The organism is Acinetobacter sp. SwsAc5 (assembly GCF_013391485.1).
Lineage (GTDB): Bacteria > Pseudomonadota > Gammaproteobacteria > Pseudomonadales > Moraxellaceae > Acinetobacter > Acinetobacter towneri.
On record NZ_JACAXD010000004.1, the window covers coordinates 40,588 to 58,907 of the forward strand.

Sequence of the window (18,320 nt, forward strand, 5' to 3'; positions counted from 1 at the left end):
AGTGCTGCATAAAATGCCGAATAGCATTGTATAAAAGCTGACAAAACAACATTTTCGGTTGTTCAAGTCTGAAAAAAACGAAATAAAAAACTAAAAATAGAAAAGATAAAAAATAAGCAAAAACAGCATAACAAGGAAAGTTATTCAATCGCCTGCTTTTGAATAGAGAAATACCTGAAAAATGTAAGGGATTATGATACCTTGGTAATTTTGTAAACTGTGTATAAAAAAGCAGTGCCGAGGCACTGCTTTTGGGTTTCTCAATTGCGATTCGCAATTACATATTCGGGTAATTCGGACCACCGCCACCTTCAGGTGTTACCCAAGTGATGTTCTGTGATGGGTCTTTAATGTCACAAGTCTTACAGTGAACACAGTTGGCTGCGTTAATCTGGAAGCGTTTTGAACCATCATCATTTTCCATGATTTCATAAACACCCGCAGGGCAGTAGCGCTGTGCAGGCTCATCCCATTTAGGTAAGTTTACGTTCACTGGAATAGAGGTATCTGTCAACTTTAAGTGTGCTGGCTGATTTTCTTCATGTACGGTATTCGATACGAACACTGAAGATAAACGGTCAAAAGTCAGCTTGCCATCTGGTTTTGGATAGTTCGGTTTAAAGCTGGTTGCATCTACAGTTTTGAGTGCGCTGAAATCAGGCACTAAATCATGCAAAGTAAATGGTACTTTAAACACGTTCTGGTCGATAAAGTTAAACGCACCACCCATCCATTGACCAAACTTATGCATTGCAGGGCCAAAGTTACGTGCGCTATAAAGTTCTTCTTTCAGCCAGCTGTTGTTGAATTTTTCAGTGTAAGCCGTTAGCTCTTTCACAAAGAAATCTTCGCCTTCAGTTACGCGAGCAATCGCCAAGTCACCGCCTTTTGCGACACCTGCAGCAATCGCTTCAAATACTGCTTCACCGCAAAGCATGCCAGACTTCATGGCGGTATGAGAGCCTTTGATTTTGGCAAAGTTTAAGAAGCCTGCATCATCACCAATTAAAGAACCACCTGGGAAGGTGAATTTTGGCAATGAGTTAAAGCCACCTTTGGTCACAGCACGTGCACCATAAGAAATACGCTTGCCGCCTTCTAGATACTGTTTAATTAGAGGGTGAGTTTTCCAGCGCTGCATTTCCATAAATGGATACATGTGTGGGTTGGTATACGACAAGTCCACAATCATACCCAAAGTCACTTGGTTGTTTTCTGCGTGGTATAACCACCAACCGCCTGAAGAACCTGTTTCACTTAATGGCCAGCCTGCACCGTGCATGACTAAACCTGGTTTGTGTTTTGCAGGGTCAATTTCCCAAAGTTCTTTAATACCAATCCCGTAGTGTTGAGGATCGGCATCTTTATCCAAATTGAATTGCTGGATTAAACGCTTACCTAAATGACCACGACAGCCTTCTGCGAAAATGGTGTATTTGGCATGTAGTTCATAACCCGGTGTGAAGTTATGCGTTGGCTCGCCATCTTTACCAATGCCCATGTCACCAGTTTGGATGCCTTTAACCGTACCATCGGCATGGTACAGAATTTCAGATGCCGCAAAGCCAGGGAAAATAGAAACTTCTAATTCTTCGGCTTTTTGACCTAACCAACGCACCACGTTGCCTAACGAGATCACGTAGTTACCATCGTTATGCATGGTTTTAGGCACCATCCAATGCGGTGCTTGCTGAGCTTTTTCAGGTGACATCAAGAAGAAAGTTTTATCTTCAGTCACAGGCACATTTAAAGGCGCACCTTCTTCTTTCCAGTTAGGAAATAACTCGTTGATGGCGCGAGGCTCAAGAATTGCACCCGAAAGGATATGCGCACCAACTTCAGAGCCTTTTTCGACCACACAAACGGACAGATCATTTAAATTGTTTTCAATTGCAAGTTGACGAATTTTGATCGCAGCAGAAAGACCCGCAGGGCCTGCGCCTACGATGACTACGTCAAACTCCATCGATTCACGTTCGATGTGTTCCATGTAGGACTCCTCATATAATTGAAGGTGGCAACCGCATCAAGCAACGGTGCTGCCATGAGTATTTTTAGTTGCCAGACACAAATTTAATCGTGTCTTTTACAGTATGGGTAAGTATTGTGAGCTAGTATAGTTTTAAACCGAGTCTTAGCCAATTGGCTGAATCGTATTATTTTTCCGTCAGTAAGGTACTGCAGCATGAAGCATGACGATAATTCAATCAAACCGACAGAAAATGTAGCTACGGCTGATAATAAAAATTTAATGCACATTGCACAATATATAAAAACTGGACAGTCAGGTCACAAAAGATCAATCCCTCCTTTGGAGCAATGGCATCCAAAGCATTGTGGAGCAATGGATTTGCTGGTCAAAGCCAATGGAGAATGGTGGCACGAAGGTCAATTGATCAAACGTCAGGCATTGGTTGATCTGTTTTCTAGTGTGTTATGGAAAGAGCAGGGCAAGTTTTATTTAAAAACCCCAGTGGAACAAATTGAAATCCAGGTAGAAGATGAGCCTTTGTTCATCAATCAGGTTGATGTGGTCGAAATCGGACAGCAAAATTATATTCAACTTATCACTACACATCAGGATATTGTGATTGTTGATGCCGAGCATCCTATTTTTATGCGTGAATATGCAGGTGAGCTGCGTCCTTATGTGCATGTGCGTTTTGGTATTAATGCCCTGATTCAGCGTGCGGCTTTTTTACATTTGGTGGAATTGGGCGAGCTGAGTGAAAATGCGCAGGGCGAAACGATTTTATCGTTGAAAAGTGGTGATTTGCACTTGCATTTAAGCAGCTGAGGTTTAAGCTTTATTCATCCCATTTTGTATTGCTGAATCTCTTGCTATGACAGCCATTCATCCTGTTTCTCCCTTAAATCAAGCCATGCCAAAAGCACAAGCCAGTGCGCCAATTGGTATTTTTGATTCGGGCATAGGAGGCTTGTCAGTTGCCATTGAAATTGCAGAATATTTGCCCAATGAGCGCATCCTTTATTATGCCGATACTGCACATGTGCCGTATGGCCCACGTGATGATCAAAATATTCGAGAACTCACTGCAGCTGCAATCGAATGGTTATATCGACAAGGTTGTAAAGTTGCGGTCGTGGCGTGTAATACTGCTTCTGCTTTTAGTCTAGATTATCTGCGCGATCATTACGGCGAAGATTTTCCCATTATTGGTTTAGTGCCTGCTTTAAAGCCTGCCGTATTAAATAGCCAAAGCAAAACTGTGGCTGTACTTGCGACGCCTGCGACTTTTCGCGGACAACTTATTAAAGATGTGATGCAGCGTTTTGCGATTCCTGCTCAAGTGCAAGTCTTGAATGTCACCAATCTAGATTTAGTGCCTTTTGTTGAGCAAGGGGCGCAAATGAGTGAGGCATGTTTAAGTTCCTTACAGCAGAGTTTGCAACCTGTGGTCGATCAGGGCGCGGACTATTTGGTGCTCGGTTGTACCCATTATCCTTTCCTAAAACCTGCGATTGAGTCCATTTTTGGTCAGAAACTGACATTAATTGACTCAGGAATTGCCGTTGCGCGTCAAACTTCCCGCATTTTAATTAAAAATGAGTTATTATTTGAACAAAGTTTGGCAGATACTTTACAAATTGCGTGTTATGTCAGCGGGAACAATGCAGAACAATTAAAGCCCGTGTTGCAGCATCTTATTCCAGGCAATATTTCTTGGAGTATCGCAAATGTGAGTACTGTGGACTGACTTTAAGATAATTTTTTTATGATTGGGGAAAAGCATTACAAGTAGACGGTGACCGACTTGTAATGGCAATAGGAGAGGGGAAACCAATGCTCGATAAGCGCTATCAGGTCTTTATCTCGACTTCTGGGGCAGATATGCAGCCAGAACGAGTGATCTTGGCACAAACATTGGTGGGAATGGGTTTTTTTTCGTGGGGTTTAGAACAACGTACCCCACTCAGCACTGCATTTGCACGCCGTCAAATTGATGATTGTGATTATGTGGTGATTCTATTGGGCAGCCAGTACGGTGAGCAATCGGTGTCGGGCGTGGGGTATATGCATTTAGAGTATATTTATGCAGTCACCAAGCAAAAGCCGATCATTGTATTTATGCACGAAGACCCAGATTCACGTGATTCATCTTTACATGATGAAAAACCTGAATTGCGTGAAAAATTCAAAGAGTTCCGTAAATTATTACAACAAGAAGTCGATCAGGTGTTTAGCTACCGCACTCTGCGTGATTTAGAGCTTGCTGTCCGCTTTAATATGTCGCAAATGCTAGAACGTTATCCGACTTCTGGTTGGGTGCGCCCGCAAAATACACAAGCTTTGCATGATGAAATTGAACGTTTAAAAAGTAAGTTACGTCAGCTGGAAACCGATGTGGGACAGCGCGAAGCAGACCCGTTTCTAAGCGTATCTAAAGTGTCGATGAATGAATCATATCGTTTTGAATATCGCATGCATGCCTATCAGGATGGTAACTTTAGAGAGCTGAAAGTTGAGCGAAGTTTAAGTTGGGCGCAGTTGTTGGCAATTTTAGGCAATACTTTTATTCATCCAACCCCTGAAGAATATTTTTCGAAACGCATGAATGAATATTTGAATGAAACTGGTTTGGAGGATGCACGTCGGATCATGCCACGTGCGCATGCAGTTGCACGTGCCCAAATCAATATTCGGGCCTTGCATCAGATTAAAATGCAAATGCGTCAAAATGACTGGATTGTGCAGGCGGGGCGTGATGATCGTCAGCGGATGTTGTGGCAAACCACGGCAAAAGCGCAAAAACTTTTAGAGAGCAATTTGCTAGATACCGATCGGGTTTATTCATTTAAAACACCGTATTAATCTCTCAATACAGAGTGAAAAAACTGTTAAAGTAGTCGGGCTCAATCATCAGACACGAGGGCTGGATGTTGTCTACAGCAAAACCCAAAGTAACCGTTCTTTTAGCCAATTTAGGTACGCCTGATGAACCGACTGCAGCAGCGGTTCGCCGTTTTTTAAAGCAGTTTTTGTCTGATCAGCGCGTGATTGAAATTCCAAAACCGATTTGGCAAATCATTTTGAACTTATTCATTTTGCCATTTCGTCCTAAGCGTGTTGCACATGCTTATGCCATGGTCTGGCAGCAAGATTCACCGATGCGGGAAATTTTGTTGCAACAGGTTGATGCTTTAAAACAGCAGTTATTGCCGCTATATCCTGAGTTTGAATTGAATATTCTACCGGTAATGACCTATGGCAATCCGGGTATTCAACAGGCTTTGGCAGCTTTGAGTCAAAATCCTCAAGATCACGTGATTTTGTTCCCTTTATTTCCACAATATTCGGCAACTTCGACTGCACCTTTATATGATGCCGTTGCCAAATGGGTGCCACAGCAGCGTAATTTGCCGGGCTTATCCATCATTCGTGATTATTATCAGCATCCTTTATACATTCAGGCGTTGGCGCAAAGTGTGCGTGAATTTCAAGCCGAGCATGGTGTGGCAGAAAAATTATTGATGTCGTTTCATGGCATTCCACAGCCGTATGCCGATAAGGGTGATCCGTATGCAGAGCGTTGTCGGATCACGGCCAAATTGCTTGCCGATGCTTTAAATTTAAATGATGATCAGTGGGCAATTAGCTTCCAGTCACGTTTTGGCAAACAAGAATGGGTCAAACCCTATACCGATGTCTTACTTGAAGAATGGGGACAGCAGGGCGTGAAGTCGGTGCAAATTATGAGTCCTGCTTTTTCTGCAGATTGTTTGGAAACGCTAGAAGAATTGGCGATTCAAAACGCAGAATTGTTTTTACAAGCAGGTGGCAAAGAATATGCCTATATTCCTGCACTGAATACCCGTGCCGATCATTTGGATTTGCTCAAACATTTACTTCAAGCTAATCTTGATGCTGTAAAGCTTAACCTAAGCCATTAATTTTTGAGGTTCGCCACCATGTTGCAAGTCAAAATTGTTCCCGTCACCGCTTTTCAGCAAAACTGCTCGATTGTGTGGGATGCAGAAAGCAAAGAAGCAATTTTGATTGATGCAGGCGGTGAGCCTGAAAAGCTGAAAGCCGAAGTTGAAGCGTTGGGTTTAACGGTGAAAGCTTTGTGGCTCACTCATGGACATTTAGACCATGCGGGGGCTGTTGGTGCGTTGCAACATTACTGGAATGTTCCTGTGATTGGTCCACAGAAAGAAGATGCTTTTTGGTTAGATCAACTGCAAGAAGTGTCTGCACGTTATGGTTTTCCTATCCCTGAACAAGTCACGGTTACACAGTGGTTAGAGGGTGGTGAAGTGCTGCAATTGGGTCAAGAAAGCTTTGAAGTGCGTTATGCACCAGGGCATACCCCAGGCCATGTGATGTTTTATAATGCAAAATATGGCGTCTTGTGGACAGGCGATGTGCTATTTAAAGGCTCGATTGGACGCACCGATTTTCCACGTGGCAATCATCAACAATTGCTAGATTCAATTCAGCGCGAATGTTTTAGTTTGCCAGATGACACTCAGTTTATTTCGGGGCATGGTCCCATCAGTACCATAGGATTTGAAAAACAGCACAATCCTTTTGTGGCGGGGCAAGCAGGTTAAGTCTTGTGCTGTGATTTAATAGTAAAAGATCAGCTAAAAGTCAGTGTGTGCTGACTTTTTTATTTACGGAAAGGATTGCCTAAGACTTGTCTGCTTTCACGAGCAAATAGCATGGCAAAGAATGTGAGTAAAATCCTCAGCATTAAACTTCCTTTAAGAAATGCTTCCATGGTGTTGTGTTCCTAAAATTTTTGTTGTTGTTTAATTTTTATTCAATGCCGTATGTTCTACACGCGGCACGATTATAAAGTGCAGCTTATCTTTTTTAAGCCATTATTAAGCAACAAAATTTTGAACAATTTTTGCAAAAATGTGAAAGGTTCCATGAAAGTGGTTGTATTTCTCAATCGAATTTTGAGCTGAAATTTAAGTGCATTTTGTTGTCTTTTAAGCTGAGTGATCGTTTGAGTTTATTCCTCAGAGTTTTCTGCTTGCGGAGCATCTTGGGTGGGTAAACGATACTCGTCATTTGCCCATGCGCCTAAATCAATGAGCTTGCAACGCTCGGAACAAAATGGACGAAAAGGATTGTCTTCCCATTGTGTAGCTTCGCCACAACGTGGGCAAGGGAAAGTACGTGGCATGCTGAACTCCTATGAAAAATACAGGATTGGATTAGGCAAATAGCACCTGACTTGGTAGACTTGTGCCGAATTTTGTAAGTTTGATCTGATTATGCCAATTCGTCAATTTCAAGCCCAGCGTATGCATGCCCCTCGTGATTTTCAAGCCATTGCCAATGAATCGATTTGTGTTGAAATTGGTGCGGGAAAAGGCAGGCATGCTTTATTATTTAGTGGGCAACATCCCGATAAAAAATTAATTGCGATTGAGCGTACCCGCGAAAAATTTGTAGCGATGCAAAAACAGCATCAACTTGAAGGTCAGCACAACTTACAAATTGTGCATGCCGATGCCATTCCATGGATTGTGCATGCTTTATTTCCTGCTCAAGTTGAGCAATTCTTTATTTTATATCCGAACCCAGAACCACATAATGCCACCCAGCGTTGGTTGAATATGCCATTTTTTGAGTTTTTATTGTCGCGTTTAAAAGCAGGCGGCAGTATTACTTTGGTAAGTAATATTCCTGAATATATTGCAGAAGCACAGCAACAGCTGATTGAAGTGTGGAAATTGCCATTTATTCAGCAGGATGTTCCAGTAGATTCAGCACGCACTCATTTTGAAATCAAATATTTAGCACGTGGTGAGCGTTGTCAGGAACTGCTGATCACCAAACCTGCGGCTTATACAACCCGTTTTGATGATTTTCAGCCTTTGCAAGGACAGCAGCCGACTTTAACACCTGCTGCAGTTGAGGCGAAAGTTTCTGCAGACTCAAGTGCAACAACTGAGTAAACAGGCATGAAACAGCGCATTGCAATTATAGGAGCAGGGCCAGCAGGGCTAATGGCTGCCGAAGTGCTGAGTCAGTATGCCTATGATGTGCATGTCTATGAGCAGAAACCTTCAGCGGCACGTAAGTTTTTGATGGCAGGTAAAACGGGGCTGAATATTTCACATGCCGAACCGATTGCACAATTTATTCAGCGTTATGATCGGGCGGAATGGTTGGCGCCGTGGATTCAACAATGGGATGCGGCTTGGATTCAAAACTGGATGCAGGGTTTAGGTATTCAGTCTTATGTAGGTTCATCGGGGCGAATTTTTCCACAAGAAATGAAAGCCGCACCTTTGCTACGCGCATGGTTAAAACGCTTGGTTGATGCAGGCGTGCAGTTTCATTATCGGCATCAGGTATGTGATTTAAAGAACAATCAACTCAGTATTCAAAATCTAAGTACAGCGCAAGTTGAACAACAGCAGTTTGCCGCTATTGTGATGGCATGTGGAGCAGTGTCGTGGTCAAAATTAGGTAGTGATGGTGCATGGCAGCGTTGGTTATCTGCCAATGAAATTCAGCCTTTTCAAGCCAGTAATGCAGGGGTGGAATGTCACTGGTCTAACTATATGCAGCCAGTTTTTGGACAACCTTTAAAACGTGTGCAAGCATGGGTGAGCGGTGCTGAACCGAGCATGGGCGATATTGTGATTAGCCATTATGGTTTGGAAAGTGGCTTAATTTATAAGCAAGGGCGAGCATTGCGACAGTTGCAGCACGCTCAACAACCGCTGCAGTTACAACTCGATTTGCTACCCGATTTAACCGTTGAGCAACTCTACCAAAAGTTGCAACCTTCCAAAAAACAGTCTGTAAGCAATATTTGGCGTAAGGCAGGTTTGGATGCCGTGAAGTCTGCAGTCGTGCGTGAGTTGGTGGATAAAGCCCTTTGGCAGCAACCTATGCAATTGGCGCAGCAGATTAAAAATTTAACGGTGCCTTTAAAGGGTTTTCGTCCTATTGAAGAAGCAATTAGCTGTGCGGGCGGAGTCAAACGTGAGGTTTTATCTGCACAATTGCAGTTAAACTCTAATCCACACGTTTTTCTCTGTGGTGAAATGCTGGATTGGGATGCGCCAACGGGCGGCTATTTGCTGACAGCCTGTTTTGCTACGGGACGCGCTGCTGCTGAAGGAGTGCATCAGTATTTACAGCAGCGTCCGTAAAACACGTTATTCATCAAGTTGTGGATATTGCCCACGCCAATGTTCTAGTTGTTGCTGCGCCTGTAATAAGTCTGCTAAGCCTTGCTGTCGTTGTTGTTTGCTGACAGGATAAGGTGCAGAAGTTGTGTCTTGAGTTGCCAGATATTGCGCTTGTTTTTCCCAATAATGACTCATTAAGCCTTGAATATAACGCCCTTGCGGCGTTTTTAAATCCAGCTCTTTAAGCATACTCAAGGCAGATTGAACATTGTCCTGCAGGCGATTTTGTGCAAATGCAGCATCGAGTTGTTTGCTTTCATGCAAGCGTTCTAACTCATCTTCCAAATCATTGCTCATTTGGTCATGGCGTTGTTCATAATCCATCAGCAATTGAATATCATGCGGGTCATCCGCAGTCTTCTCAATGGGTTGAATCGCGGCTTGCTCGACCTGACTTTGCATGATTTGATCTTCAGGGCTGAGTTTGTCTGCATGTTCTACTTTGCTGCGTTCGCAAGCGCTGAGGGAGAACGCCAAAAAAATTGTTAAGGGAGCAATCGCGTGTTTAAAGGTTATTTGCATTTATTTGCTCCCTCTCATTCAACTTTTTGATAGACATACAAATGTGTGCAATAGGGAAATTCAATTTCATCTTGCACATGCTTATTCGTATATTCTAATACTAATTGTTCAAATTGTGTTTTGAGTTGTTGTTGCTGTTCAGTTGGCATTGCAGCAATGAAACTGGTCGAAAGCAAACGCTTAGACACGACTTGTTCAACTGTACCAACATGCGTGTGATGAAATTTCTGCTCGTGAGTAAGTTGGAATAAATCTGTATCGGCAAATACCTGACGCCAGTCCTGATTGTGAAAACGCGGTGTATCGCCCTCAAAAGGCAAAATCATCTGTGCCAGTGCATTGACCCAATTGACTGAAATATCACGTTGATTCCAAATTAACAGCAAATAACCTTGAGGTTTTAAGATTCGGTGAATTTCCTTTAAACTTTGTAGGTTGGCAAACCAATGAAAAGATTGCGCACAGCTCACCAAATCTGCACACTGGTCGGGGAGTGGTAATTGCTCACTTCGTGCCTGAATTGTCGCAACTTGCGGGTAAAGTTGTTCTAATTCGGCTAACATGCTGGCAATTGGATCTACCGCTATAAGCTGAGTTGTCAGTTTGAGCAAATGTGGCAGGAACTTTCCTGTGCCAGAACCCAAGTCTACAATATTGCTATTCAGTGGAACTTGGAGCTGATCTTGCAGGAAAACATCGACTTCTTGCGGGTAACTGGGGCGAACTTGTTGATATAGGTTTGCCCCTAAAGCAAAGCCTTGTTGTGCGGCAGGATGTAGAGATTGTGTCATATTTTGCGATTTTTAATCTGCTGTGCATCTATAAAATAACATATTCACTTTTGGACTTGCGTACAGTGTATTCAAGTTTAAAGTAACGGTTTAATTCAGCGCCTTGGCGCCGGTGTGGGAATGGACAAACACATAATTTTTGAAGACGGACATATCCGCGCTATTTTCATGAAAGGCTCATCTCAGGAGCTGATTTTTTCTTTTGGCGATTTAATTACACGGGCCAAAGGAACGTCTATTAATGCCGAAAAATCACTGGAAAAGTTTCATTTTAATGTGATTGGGGTCATGCCTAAGGAAAAATCATGGTTTCCTGAAGCTTCTATGCGCGCCATGTTGGCCGCCATTCAAGACCTGATTGCCCCATTTAAAATTCGTGTGGGCTATGGCGGCTCAATGGGCGGCTATGCGGCAATTAAATATTCCAATTTGCTGGATTTAAACCGCATTGTGGCTTTGGTGCCGCAGTATTCAATTGACCCTGAAGATATTCACGATCCGCGCTATAACATGTTTTATCATGCAGACTTAAATGCCAATATGCGTATTCAAGCGCAAGATGTATCGGCACAGCGTGAATATATTGTGGTCTATGACCAATATTATCCTGAAGATCGTGGGCATTATTTAAAAATTCAACCTTTAATTCCGCATTTACATACCTTACATTTGCCATTTACTGGGCATGATGCGATTGCGATTTTAGCCAACTCTGAATTACTGAATGACTTTTTAACCCATCCTTTTGATGCGCCGTTCTTTTATCAAAAAATTCGCAAGGTGAAAAAGAACAGCAAGTTTTACTATCGTAAGGTGATTGAAAATGTCTTGCCGAATCATCGTTGGTCTTTAGGTCGTATTTTAAAATACAATAACTTACAGCTTGACAGTAACTTCTTTGATGCCAAGTTGAAACAAAACCTAATTCGCTCCTTACTGAGTAATAAACAGGTCGATCAACACGATTTAAACAAACTCGGCTTACAAATTCAGTTGCCGTATGAAAATCGTAATGTCTTGCTCGACCATTTTGGTCATGATTTAGTGTTTAACATCATCAGCCAAAAAATTGAGAGCTATGCCGCACATGCAATTGCCTTAAATCATAAATTCCTGATTCCGATTTATGCAAAGGGCAGTGGTTTGGTGCAAATTTATCTGAATGATGAACGCTATTTAATTAGTATGAATGATCGTCATGTCATGAAACTATGCAAGGAACAAGATGCGCTTGCTGCAGGCATGCACCCATTAATATTGAAAAAATATAGCGACTATTTTGTGTTGAGCTATAAAGATTTGAACCTGAGCAGTGATGAGTTTGGCGGCAACGACTTTGTGGAAGATTTGCCAGATACTGCCAAATTTACCCTAGAACTGGAACAGTAAGCTGCAAAGTTTGATCCATTATTTAGAAGGTTTAAATTTTAGACACTTGTATTGTTTTGCCATTGGGCTAAGATGATCTTAAAACATGGTTTTGTTGATCATTCCAAGGGTAGTATGTATGACCAAGTTGTTGATGCCTGCTGTGCTTGTTTTGCTGTCCAGTTTCATTTTATCTGCGACTTTATTTGTAGATGCGCCAGAGCCTAAAGCCTATTTATTCTTTGCTTTAGCTGTGTTGGTATTACTTGGGCTTAGCCTATATGTGTTCCGACAAATACAAAACTCTATTCGTTTTCACATGAATAAGCCTGCAGAATAATTGCAGGCTTTTTTATAATTTTAAAGCAAATCATCAATCCAATATTTTTATAGTTTAATCACTTTAATTTCTTCTTCAGATTCGTCACTTGGGGCAGCCTGAGTCTGTGCTTCCTGTGTCTGTGGCGTTGTAGTGGTTGGCGCAGGCGTTACATTTTGTGATGGTGTACTTAATGGCGCTTGATAGATCGGCACGGCTTGATCACTTTGCCCTGTAATCACTTCTTTGGTTTCCTGAATTTTATTATTGACCTGACCCGCCAGTTGCTGCCCTGTTTGCTTGGCTTGCGCTGCACCCTGACTGCCCAAAGTTTTGGCATTGTCTAAAGCCTGATGTGCCGATGGACGAATTTTCTCAATGCCTTTTTCTGTGACTTCACCCACTTTTTGTGCAGCCTGAATCACACCTTCCTGAGTTTTATAAGCCCAGACGTGTAATAAATTTGGATTGTCTGCATAAGGGCGAATCGGTTTGTGGCTTTGATTGTCTTGTGTAGGTTCAGAACTGTTTTGCGCACATACAGCAGCACTGCTGAGCAATAATCCAATGGCAATACCGAAACTGATTTTATTCATGTGTTGGCCTCTTTAAATACGCAGTGTGGTGGCTACTGAAAGCTTGAATGTAGATGAGGATTCTTGGCAGTACCCATCTTAAAATTACAACCTTCACGCGCTATGTAGTGATGTTGTTGAGGATTGTATAAGGAATACATGACAAATACTGTTTGCTTCTCGCAAGTTTAATTGTCTTTAGAGTGATGATTGAACATGCGTTTGAATCATGTGGTGTTTCTAAGCACAATTTATGCAGGTCATAAGCAGAGCATAAATAGAAAGACCCACAATAATTTGTGGGTCTTGTTACTCTGGAGAGTTTTAAAGCAGGGCAGTATTGGACTGCACTGCACGATTATCTTAATTTGAAATATCTGAAGGTGGCGGGTTTGTGTTAAAAGTCACACAATCTTGCTACATCAGGATACATTCAGGTTCGTTTTAAATTAGTTGCATTGTGCAAGTGCATCTTTATGAAAGTGACTGCGCAAGGTAATGAAGTTTTTTTGTACCGTAGCATCGTGCAAGTCAAAGTGCTGTGCGGTACTGGTACCGTCTTGGGCAAAAGTTGCAGAACCTGCTGAAATTAAAGTGTTGCCTTTAAATGCCCATTGTTCAATTGAGCGACCTGCCTTGAGTGTACCTGTAAATTCAATAACACATTTATCAATAAATTTTGTGAGTTTGGCGCTGTTATTGACAGTGTCTGGGTAAACTTCGATGTTTTTCACTTCTTGTAAAACACCTGCTGTGAGCTGTGGAATGACAGGTGCAGAAGTACACGCACTAAGAGAAAGGCAAGTTAAACCCGATAAAATGAGTGTTTTAAGTTTCATAAGCTCGTTTTCTTGTTGAGTGTTGTTAGGTTGAGTATAGGGAATCTAGAGTGAAATGCCTATAGTAGATTATTCGTCTAGTTGTGAAGTATTTTGTGATTGTAATTCAACTTTTTTAGTATCAGGTGTAAACAAGAAGGATAGGGATCCTAATATAATAAGTAAGGCGATGAGAATGACAGCAAATTTCAAACGATACAGTTTGAGGTCTCTGATGTAGATGAGTTTTAAGTGTTCGAAGCTTAATTCGTTTAGAAATGGAAAATTTTCATCATTTAATTCATCAGAATACTTTTGCACGGTTTGTTGAGAGCGAATATCAGTGCGTAAAAAACCATTTATAATATTAAAACTAAATGTGCATCCACCATAGTAATAGCCTTTTTGAGCATACCCATCATGAATATGTTTACTCGGATTATCTATTGCAGATAAAGCAGCCAAAAGAATAAAAACAATCAGTAGCCAAATAATAAAAATGATCCAAGCAAGAGCTTCTTGCCACCAAAGATTAGATTGGGTAAGAAATTCAAAAATTTCTCGAATTTTAGGAAATGGAACAATAGAACCTGCAAGCAAGGCTCCAATCTTAAAATCTATAGCGCGAATTGTTTGTTGAGTATCTTGAATTGCAGATTGAAGAAAGGAGAATTTATCCATTATCCTGAACCCATTTATTCATGTAGGCGTTGATTAAATTACCTTCATAATAATCAGTATTATGTACTTTTTGACATAAACTTTGATTATAGTCGTTGAGATTTGCATAAAATATATCAGAAAGAATAATAGTTTTTCGCCATCCTTTATTTGCGTCATTGCAATATTTCGCAGTTTTCCCAATAAGTTCACCAATCCAAGTTACTTCGTTAATAGCGCTACCTTTATAGCCAGCCTTAATGACTAATGCTTGTCCATAGTGGAGCCCTATACCAACTTTAAGTTGAGTGTATGATTTCTTCTTTAATTTGATATTTAATGTTTGGATTAGTGAATTTGCTTCGCAGGCAGTTTGAAATACGCTATCAATTTGAGATTTTATTTCTGTGTTGAAAACGCCCCAAACACAATCACCTTCAATATAGATTTGTTGAATATTGGGATTTCCATTAAGAAGAGCAACTAATTCAGAGATATATGCTCTATAAATTTTTGCTAAAACTTTCTTTTGATGTTTAGTAGCTAACTCTTTTGAGTCGCGTAAATCAATAAAAAGAGCAGAGCAATTTATATGATAGCCATTGGTATAAGTTAAATCATCAATACTGGGTATTTTGTTGCTCTCTTGGTAATTATTATCGGAAGAATCTAGTATTTCATCCATCCTTTCACGACTTTTCTCAAAATCATAGGCTTTGTGATTCGCTTGCATTATATTTGTCTATTAAAAAACCCCACTCATTTATAGCGGGGTTTCTTTTAACTTACAAGCAATTAAGACTTTAGTGCTGCAACACACTTACATCTGCAACACGTGTAAATAAATCACGTAACTGCGCGAGTAAACGTAAGCGGTTGGCTTTCAACTCAGCATCATCAGCCATCACCATCACACTGTCAAAGAAGGCATCAATAGGCGCACGTAATGCAGCCAATTGAGAGAGTGCAGTGGTGTAGTCTTTTGCTGCCAATAATGGCTCAACCACAGGTGTGATTTTTGCAAGTTCAGCGAATAATGCTTTTTCTGCATCTTCCACCAAGTTTGCTTCAATGACGCTTCCTTCAGGCGCAGTTTCTTTGGCTAAAATGTTGGCAACACGTTTGTTGGCAGCAGCCAATGCAGCCGCTTCAGGCAAGGCACGGAAGTGATTTACTGCATTCACACGTTTATCAAAATCTAGTGGAGATTTTGGTGACAAGGCTTGAACAGCTTGAATCACATCTACCGCAACGCCTTGATCTTCGTATTTCGCACGGTAACGACCTTCAAGGAATGCAACAGCATCTGCCAAAGTCTTGTCGTGATCTTTTAATACATCGCCATAAGCAGCCAATGCCAGCTTGATCAGGTCTTCGATAGATACATCAAGTTCATTTTCAGTCACTAGACGCAGGATACCAATGGCAGAACGACGTAGCGCAAATGGGTCTTTAGAACCTGTAGGTGCCTGACCAATACCGAAAATACCAGTTAAAGTATCTAGACGATCCGCAAGGGCAATCGTTGTACCCGTTTTGGTTTTAGGCAGAACGTCACCCGCGAATTTAGGTAAATATTGCTCACCTAAAGATTCAGCCACTTCATCATTTTCACCTTCAAGACGTGCGTAGTAAGTACCCGCGATGCCTTGAAGTTCTGGGAATTCACCTACTAACTCAGAAGTTAAGTCGCATTTTGCAAGCAGGGCAGCTTTTTCAGCATCTTCAGCTTTTGCACCCGTAATCGGAGCAAGTGCGACAGCCAGTTTAGCAATACGTTCAGACTTGTTCCACAAAGTACCCAGTTGTGCCTGGAATACCATGTTGGCCAGTTTCTCTTTACGAGAAGCTAATGGCTGTTTCTGGTCTTGCAGGAAGAAGAACTCAGCATCTGACAGACGTGGACGAACCACTTTCTCATTACCTTCAATAATTTGAGTCGGATCTTTAGACTCAATGTTTGAAACGGTAATGAAGTAAGGCTGTAATTTGTTTTCAGCATTCACCAGACAGAAATACTTCTGGTTATCCTGCATGGTAGTGATCAGGGCTTCTTGAGGAACGGCAAGGAAGCGTTCTTCAAAGCTGGCACGTAAAGCTACCGGCCATTCAACCAATGCAGTGACTTCATCACGTAGGTCGCTTGGTACAATCGCAATCGCATTAACTTCATCTGCCAACGCTTTTACTTGTTGGTCGATGATAGCTTGACGTTCTTCAAAAGAAGCAATGACTTTAGCCGCACGTAACGCATCTAAATAGTCATTGGCGTGTTGTAGTGTGATTGCTTCAGGGGCATGGAAGCGGTGACCATAAGTGACATTAGCTGCCTGATGATCTTGAATCGTGGCTTCAACCACGGTGCTGTCTTTGAGCAACACCACCCATTTAACAGGACGCACAAATTCAGTACGGCTTGCGGCAGAGCGCATACGTTTTGCGATTGGCAGGTTGTCCAACGCAGTTTGTAGAATTTGTGGCAATAATGCATCAAGGCTTTGACCTTTCACATCTTTTAAATAGCAGACTTTTTCAACTTTACCCGCTTGGAAAGTAGAGACTTGATCTACCGTAATGCCTTGACCACGCATAAAGCCTTCAAGGGCTTTGGTTGGTTTGCCTTCGGCATCGTAAGCAGCTTGAACAGCAGGGCCGTCAAAGCGTTTTTGTGTGTCTGCTTGTGCGGCATCGACATTAGCAATTTTAAGTGCCAAGCGACGTGGTGCTGCATAGGCTTCAATTGCATCAAAAGCCAAGCCTGCATCTTTCAAACCTTTTTCAGTTTCTGCAAGTAGTGCATCACGTAAGGTTTTTAAGCTTTTCGGTGGGAGTTCTTCGCAACCGAGTTCAAATAAAACTGTATGTTTAGACATTATTTGCTTTCCTCAGTATTTTGCGCTTTGGCTTCCGCTTCAACCTGTGCTTTTAATTGTGCCAAGACTTCATCGCGTAAATGCGGTTCAGCCATTGGGAAGCCTAATTTTGCACGTGCAGCCACATAACTTTGTGCAATAGAACGTGCCAAAGTACGAACACGTAAAATATAACGCTGACGTTCAGTCACAGAAATTGCACCGCGCGCATCCAACAGGTTAAAGCAGTGAGATGCTTTAATCACTTGCTCATAAGCAGGTAATGGTAATTCTGCTGCAATTAAACGGCTCGCTTCTACTTCATAGAAGTCAAACAGTTCAAACATTTTTTCTACAGGTGCGTATTCAAAGTTATAGGTCGATTGTTCAACTTCGTTTTGATGGAACACATCGCCATACGTCACAGTACCAAACTGTCCTTTAGTCCAAACCAAGTCGTAAACTGAATCTACACCTTGCAGGTACATTGCCAGACGTTCAAGACCATAGGTGATTTCGCCTGTTACAGGGTAGCATTCAACACCACCGACTTGCTGGAAGTAAGTAAACTGAGTCACTTCCATGCCGTTTAGCCATACTTCCCAACCTAAGCCCCAAGCGCCAAGTGTTGGAGATTCCCAGTTATCCTCTACAAAGCGAATGTCATGCACCAATGGGTCAATTCCAATTGCTTTTAAAGAATCTAAATACAATTGTTGGATGTTGTCTGGGTTTGGTTTCAGCACCACCTGAAATTGATAGTAGTGTTGTAAGCGGTTCGGGTTTTCGCCATAACGACCATCTTTAGGACGACGAGATGGTTGTACATACGCCGCGTTCCATGTTTCTGGACCTAAAGCACGTAGGAAAGTGGCAGTGTGGAATGTCCCTGCACCCATTTCCATATCGTAAGGTTGTAAAACGACGCAGCCCTGCTCCGCCCAGTAGTTTTGTAAGGCAAGAATTAAGCCTTGAAAGGTATCAATATGCGATATGGCGCGACTCATGGTCATCCACTTAAAATTAGAGAAAAATTGTGCTCAATTATAAGGATTTTGAGGTGCAGTGCAAAGGATTCGAGCGTTTCAGCGACAAGTTCTGATAATAAATTATTTAAACGCTTTTGTTTAATTTTCGAGTTAATTCAAAACGTACCCCATACCAGACATATTTTCCCAGTTGGCAAAGTCCTGAATCGCAGACCATTCACATAAACGTCACCTCATGAC

The 18,320-nt window shown here is 41.9% G+C and carries 19 protein-coding genes; 9 read left to right on the forward strand and 10 right to left on the reverse strand.

Annotated features, from left to right (window positions below; all coding sequences use genetic code 11):
- Nucleotides 1-277 precede the first annotated feature (277 nt).
- Complete coding sequence (locus HYG89_RS03190) at nucleotides 278-1,990, reverse strand: electron transfer flavoprotein-ubiquinone oxidoreductase (RefSeq protein ID WP_004975965.1); 1,713 nt, start codon at nucleotides 1,988-1,990, stop codon at nucleotides 278-280.
- 195 nt (nucleotides 1,991-2,185) lie between these two features.
- Between HYG89_RS03190 and HYG89_RS03195 the strand changes: the two genes are divergently transcribed.
- From HYG89_RS03195 to HYG89_RS03215, 5 genes are all read left to right on the forward strand, one after another.
- Nucleotides 2,186-2,797 carry a DUF1285 domain-containing protein gene (locus HYG89_RS03195; protein WP_004975967.1) on the forward strand — a complete coding sequence of 204 codons (612 nt, stop codon included), beginning with the start codon at nucleotides 2,186-2,188 and terminating at the stop codon, nucleotides 2,795-2,797.
- A 46-nt stretch (nucleotides 2,798-2,843) separates the two neighbouring features.
- On the forward strand, nucleotides 2,844-3,719 hold the full coding sequence (gene murI / locus HYG89_RS03200; protein ID WP_004975969.1) for a glutamate racemase: 876 nt from the start codon (nucleotides 2,844-2,846) through the stop codon (nucleotides 3,717-3,719).
- Between the two features lie 86 nt (nucleotides 3,720-3,805).
- Entirely contained in the window at nucleotides 3,806-4,834 is a 1,029-nt protein-coding gene (locus HYG89_RS03205; RefSeq protein WP_096901324.1) for a DUF4062 domain-containing protein, read from the forward strand.
- A gap of 65 nt (nucleotides 4,835-4,899) precedes the next feature.
- Nucleotides 4,900-5,913: a ferrochelatase gene (gene hemH / locus HYG89_RS03210; protein ID WP_104852985.1), complete on the forward strand. Its 1,014-nt coding sequence runs from the start codon at nucleotides 4,900-4,902 to the stop codon at nucleotides 5,911-5,913.
- An 18-nt stretch (nucleotides 5,914-5,931) separates the two neighbouring features.
- Nucleotides 5,932-6,576, forward strand: a complete 645-nt coding sequence (locus HYG89_RS03215) for an MBL fold metallo-hydrolase (RefSeq protein ID WP_178866025.1) — start codon at nucleotides 5,932-5,934, stop codon at nucleotides 6,574-6,576.
- A gap of 410 nt (nucleotides 6,577-6,986) precedes the next feature.
- Here HYG89_RS03215 and HYG89_RS03220 read toward each other — a convergent pair whose 3' ends face one another.
- Entirely contained in the window at nucleotides 6,987-7,160 is a 174-nt protein-coding gene (locus HYG89_RS03220; RefSeq protein WP_154321096.1) for a DNA gyrase inhibitor YacG, read from the reverse strand.
- An 85-nt stretch (nucleotides 7,161-7,245) separates the two neighbouring features.
- Here HYG89_RS03220 and HYG89_RS03225 point away from each other — a divergent pair, with 85 nt between their 5' ends.
- The gene (locus HYG89_RS03225) at nucleotides 7,246-7,938 is read left to right on the forward strand and encodes a tRNA (guanine-N(7)-)-methyltransferase (protein ID WP_225555817.1); all 693 of its coding nucleotides are present in this window, start codon (nucleotides 7,246-7,248) and stop codon (nucleotides 7,936-7,938) included.
- Nucleotides 7,939-7,944: 6 nt separating this feature from the next.
- Nucleotides 7,945-9,147: a TIGR03862 family flavoprotein gene (locus tag HYG89_RS03230; RefSeq protein WP_178866029.1), complete on the forward strand. Its 1,203-nt coding sequence runs from the start codon at nucleotides 7,945-7,947 to the stop codon at nucleotides 9,145-9,147.
- 6 nt (nucleotides 9,148-9,153) lie between these two features.
- On the opposite strand, the gene HYG89_RS03235 is transcribed toward HYG89_RS03230, so the two are convergent.
- Nucleotides 9,154-9,708 (reverse strand): hypothetical protein, encoded by a 555-nt coding sequence (locus HYG89_RS03235; RefSeq protein ID WP_178866031.1) that lies wholly within the window; start codon nucleotides 9,706-9,708, stop codon nucleotides 9,154-9,156.
- Nucleotides 9,709-9,722: 14 nt separating this feature from the next.
- Nucleotides 9,723-10,499 carry a class I SAM-dependent methyltransferase gene (locus HYG89_RS03240; RefSeq protein WP_178866033.1) on the reverse strand — a complete coding sequence of 259 codons (777 nt, stop codon included), beginning with the start codon at nucleotides 10,497-10,499 and terminating at the stop codon, nucleotides 9,723-9,725.
- A 120-nt stretch (nucleotides 10,500-10,619) separates the two neighbouring features.
- Between HYG89_RS03240 and HYG89_RS03245 the strand changes: the two genes are divergently transcribed.
- Complete coding sequence (locus tag HYG89_RS03245; protein WP_178866035.1) at nucleotides 10,620-11,888, forward strand: hypothetical protein; 1,269 nt, start codon at nucleotides 10,620-10,622, stop codon at nucleotides 11,886-11,888.
- Between the two features lie 118 nt (nucleotides 11,889-12,006).
- On the forward strand, nucleotides 12,007-12,207 hold the full coding sequence (locus HYG89_RS03250; RefSeq protein ID WP_178866037.1) for a hypothetical protein: 201 nt from the start codon (nucleotides 12,007-12,009) through the stop codon (nucleotides 12,205-12,207).
- Nucleotides 12,208-12,254: 47 nt separating this feature from the next.
- Here the strand turns inward: HYG89_RS03250 and HYG89_RS03255 are convergent, their stop codons facing one another.
- The 6 genes from HYG89_RS03255 to glyQ form a co-directional block, all read right to left on the reverse strand.
- A complete protein-coding gene (locus HYG89_RS03255; protein ID WP_168525235.1) occupies nucleotides 12,255-12,782 on the reverse strand; it encodes a hypothetical protein in 528 nt (175 codons plus the stop codon).
- Between the two features lie 428 nt (nucleotides 12,783-13,210).
- On the reverse strand, nucleotides 13,211-13,600 hold the full coding sequence (locus HYG89_RS03260) for a hypothetical protein (protein WP_168417537.1): 390 nt from the start codon (nucleotides 13,598-13,600) through the stop codon (nucleotides 13,211-13,213).
- A gap of 69 nt (nucleotides 13,601-13,669) precedes the next feature.
- Nucleotides 13,670-14,260, reverse strand: coding sequence for a hypothetical protein (locus HYG89_RS03265; RefSeq protein ID WP_178866039.1), 591 nt, complete (start codon nucleotides 14,258-14,260; stop codon nucleotides 13,670-13,672).
- Nucleotides 14,253-14,972 (reverse strand): adenylate/guanylate cyclase domain-containing protein, encoded by a 720-nt coding sequence (locus HYG89_RS03270; RefSeq protein ID WP_178866041.1) that lies wholly within the window; start codon nucleotides 14,970-14,972, stop codon nucleotides 14,253-14,255. Before HYG89_RS03270 ends, HYG89_RS03265 begins: the two co-directional genes overlap by 8 nt.
- Before the next feature lie 70 nt (nucleotides 14,973-15,042).
- Nucleotides 15,043-17,112, reverse strand: coding sequence for a glycine--tRNA ligase subunit beta (gene glyS, locus HYG89_RS03275; RefSeq protein ID WP_178866043.1), 2,070 nt, complete (start codon nucleotides 17,110-17,112; stop codon nucleotides 15,043-15,045).
- Nucleotides 17,112-18,098, reverse strand: a complete 987-nt coding sequence (glyQ, locus tag HYG89_RS03280) for a glycine--tRNA ligase subunit alpha (protein WP_004976017.1) — start codon at nucleotides 18,096-18,098, stop codon at nucleotides 17,112-17,114. Before glyQ ends, glyS begins: the two co-directional genes overlap by 1 nt.
- Between the last annotated feature and the right edge of the window lie 222 nt (nucleotides 18,099-18,320).